Origin of the sequence: Methyloceanibacter marginalis (assembly GCF_001723295.1) — a bacterium.
In the GTDB taxonomy this organism is placed as follows: Bacteria; Pseudomonadota; Alphaproteobacteria; order Rhizobiales; family Methyloligellaceae; genus Methyloceanibacter; species Methyloceanibacter marginalis.
Window position 1 is genome coordinate 1 of sequence record NZ_LPWD01000230.1, and the last position, 2758, is coordinate 2758.

At 64.2% G+C, this 2758-nt stretch carries 2 protein-coding genes and 1 tRNA gene; 2 read left to right on the plus strand and 1 reads right to left on the minus strand.

Features of this window, described 5'->3' with window-relative positions:
* Positions 1-343: 343 nt before the first annotated feature.
* Positions 344-419 (minus strand) — tRNA-Lys (locus AUC71_RS09105).
* A 184-nt stretch (positions 420-603) separates the two neighbouring features.
* Between AUC71_RS09105 and AUC71_RS09110 the strand changes: the two genes are divergently transcribed.
* Both AUC71_RS09110 and mctP read left to right on the plus strand, forming a co-directional pair.
* Positions 604-879, plus strand: coding sequence for a DUF3311 domain-containing protein (locus tag AUC71_RS09110; protein WP_069624016.1), 276 nt, complete (start codon positions 604-606; stop codon positions 877-879).
* Positions 876-2414: a monocarboxylate uptake permease MctP gene (gene mctP, locus AUC71_RS09115; protein ID WP_069624014.1), complete on the plus strand. Its 1539-nt coding sequence runs from the start codon at positions 876-878 to the stop codon at positions 2412-2414. The genes AUC71_RS09110 and mctP overlap by 4 nt, the downstream gene beginning before the upstream one ends.
* Positions 2415-2758: the final 344 nt, after the last annotated feature.

Below are 2758 nucleotides of genomic sequence, written 5' to 3' on the forward strand. Positions count from 1 at the left end.
CTAGCCCCTCGTCGCCCCGTTCGGATGTAGTGAGCGAGTGAACGCCCCCCGAAGCCCGGTCTCCAGCCGGGCTTCTTTTTCGCGCGAGCGGAAGCCCCGGACAAAAAGAGCCCAGGCGTGACCCAGGCTCGAGGAAAAGGGGCAGGGCGTGGCGCTGCTTAAGGCTGACGGCGGGGGGAACCGTCGGGGGGGGGGGGAAGAATGCAGCACCAACGCCCAGTCGAGTGAACGCACGTCCCACCCCGTTGTTCCCACGCCTTGTGGATTTCTCTCAACGCGACGCTGCGTCGGTCCAGAAACGCGTCTAGCGGGCGGGCAGAAGGGTAGAAGTCCTAGATCAAGATGGTGAGCGCGCTGGGACTCGAACCCAGGACCCTCTGATTAAAAGTCAGATGCTCTACCGGCTGAGCTACGCGCTCTCACCAAGCGACCATATGAGCCGCTGAGCCGGGGAGGTCAACAAACAAGGGCATTTTCGCCCGGATGTTTCGCCGCAGCGCCGCTTACGGAACCGACGAGGCTGCTCGCGAAAATACCCCGTCGCGATTCCCCGCAAGCTTCAGTAAGGTCCGCCCGGTCCAAGGACGGGACGGGGGATGGATCATGGCCGGAAAGGGAAAGAAATCGCGCCTCCTGCGCCATTGGCCGCGCTTTCTGCTGATCATCCCCTTCCTGCTCGTCGCTTACGTCCCGTTCTATAACCGCATCGAGCCGACCCTCGGCGGCATTCCCTTCTTCTACTGGTACCAGCTCGCAGCGATCCTTCTGGGTGCCGCCGTGGTGGTGGCCGTCTATCTCCTCGAAACGCGGGTCACGCGCACGACGGACGGCGCGTCCGAGGAGATCGACTCGTCCGGAACTCCGGGAGACATCCTGTGAGCTTCAACGTCACCGCGGCGAGCGTCTTCGTGGCGCTGTTCCTGTTCGTGACCTGGGTGGGCTTCATCGCCGCGCGCTGGCGGAAAGCCGATCTCAACCTGCTGCATGAATGGGGGCTTGGCGGCCGGCGCTTCGGCACCGTGGTGACCTGGTTCCTGCTCGGCGGCGATCTCTACACGGCTTACACCTTCATCGCCGTTCCGGCGCTCGTCTACGGCGTGGGCGCCATGGGCTTCTTTGCCGTGCCCTACACGATCATGATCTATCCGATCCTGTTCCTGGTGTTCCCGCGGCTGTGGACCATCGCGCGCGAGCGCGGTCACGTCACCGCCGCGGACTACATACGCGACCGTTTCGATTCGCGGCTGCTGGCGCTCGCGGTGGCGCTGACCGGGCTTCTGGCGACGATGCCCTACATCGCGCTTCAACTCGTCGGCATGGAGGTCGTGATCGGCGCGCTCGGCTTCCCCGCGGGCGGCTTCACCGGCCATCTGCCGCTGATCATCGCCTTTATTATCCTCGCCGCCTTCACCTATACGAGCGGCTTACGCGCCCCGGCGCTCATCGCCGTGGTGAAGGACCTGCTCATCTTCATCACCATCTTCGCCGCCATCGTCATCATCCCGGCAAAGCTCGGCGGCTATGGCGCGATCTTCGCAAGTATCCCAAAGGAGAAGCTCCTCCTCACGTCGCCGTCCGGCAATACGCTCGGCAGCTACAGCGCCTATTTCACCCTCGCGCTGGGCTCCGCCATGGCGCTGTTTCTCTATCCGCATTCCATGACCGGGATCTTGAGCGCGTCGAGCGGCAAGGTGATCCGGCGCAACGCCGCGGCCTTGTCCGCCTACTCGTTCGTGCTCGGCCTGATCGCGCTGCTCGGTTACATGGCCATTGCCGCCGGCGTCGGTCAGAACCCGCTTCATGCGGCGGGCTTCGAACAATTCGGCGCGAACTTCGCCGTACCGGCGCTGTTCCTCGACATGTTCCCCTCTTGGTTCGTGGGCGTCGCCTTCGCGGCGATCGCCATCGGGGCACTGGTCCCCGCGGCGATCATGTCGATCGCCTGCGCCAATCTCTTCACGCGCAACCTCTACAAGGAATATTGGCGCCCCGATTGCACCGACGCCGAGGAGGCGCGCATGGCGAAGATCGTCTCCCTCGTGGTGAAGGTCGGCGCGGTGCTTTTCATTCTCGCCATCCCGCAAGCCTACGCCATCCAGCTGCAACTGCTGGGCGGCATCTGGATCATTCAGCTCCTGCCGCCGATCCTGCTCGGGCTGTTCACGCGCAGCGTCAACGCCCATGCGCTGCTCCTGGGCTGGGCCGTGGGCACGGCGCTGGGCACCTACATGGCGGCCACACGCGGGTTCGTGTCGTCGATCTATCCCCTCGAGATCTTCGGCGTCACCTTGCCCGGATACGCGGCGCTCTACTCCGTGATCGTGAACTTTCTCGTGGCCGCCGCGTTGAGCCCCGTGCTCGACCGCCTGTGGCCCCGTACCGGCGCCCTCGACCGGGCCTCGAATCGCCGATAGGCTCGGATTAGCCGATCGTAAGTCGCATGACGTCGATAGTGATCGGCCAAGGGAGGACTCCACATGGCTCAACACAATCCAAGCAGCCGCGCATTTCTGTTCATCGTCTTGGGCGGCATCGTGATTGGCTTTGTGATTGCGGCGTTTCTTTTGGGCGCGGATGACAGCGAGACGGGCGCAAGATGGACAAGCTGGAACAACCAGCGGCCGAGCAGCCCGCCGCCGAAACACCCCCGATGGAAGCGCCAGCGGACGACATGTCCACAGACAACACGCCGCCACCGGAGGAAATTCCGATGGACGACGCCGGTATGCCCGACCGACATGACCCGCCCGACCCGCCG

Bases quoted from the DNA above. Each gene is read 5' to 3' on its own strand.
- AUC71_RS09110 (WP_069624016.1), top strand. From the start codon at position 604: ATGGCCGGAAAGGGAAAGAAATCGCGCCTCCTGCGCCATTGGCCGCGC.